Source organism: Escherichia sp. AM3, assembly GCF_032029835.1.
GTDB lineage: Bacteria > Pseudomonadota > Gammaproteobacteria > Enterobacterales > Enterobacteriaceae > Escherichia > Escherichia coli.
Genome location: NZ_JAVUPQ010001128.1, coordinates 1 through 254 on the forward strand (window position 1 = coordinate 1; position 254 = coordinate 254).

The window sequence follows — 254 nt, forward strand, 5'->3', positions numbered from 1 at the left end:
ACAACGGCGAACTCATCCGCATCAGCAGCCCGCGCCAGACCCGGAGTTACAGCTACAGCACCACCGGCAGGCTGACCGGCGTTCACACCACCGCAGCGAATCTGGATATCCGCATCCCGTATGCCACGGACCCGGCGGGCAACCGCCTGCCCGACCCGGAGCTGCACCCGGACAGCACCCTCAGCATGTGGCCGGATAACCGTATCGCCCGTGACGCGCACTATCTTTACCGGTATGACCGTCACGGCAGGCTG

At 65.4% G+C, this 254-nt stretch carries 1 protein-coding gene; it reads left to right on the plus strand.

Annotated elements, in window-relative coordinates; all coding sequences use genetic code 11:
• The coding region (locus RTW80_RS29990) for a hypothetical protein (protein ID WP_312721804.1) at positions 1 to 254 on the plus strand (254 nt) is incomplete at both ends.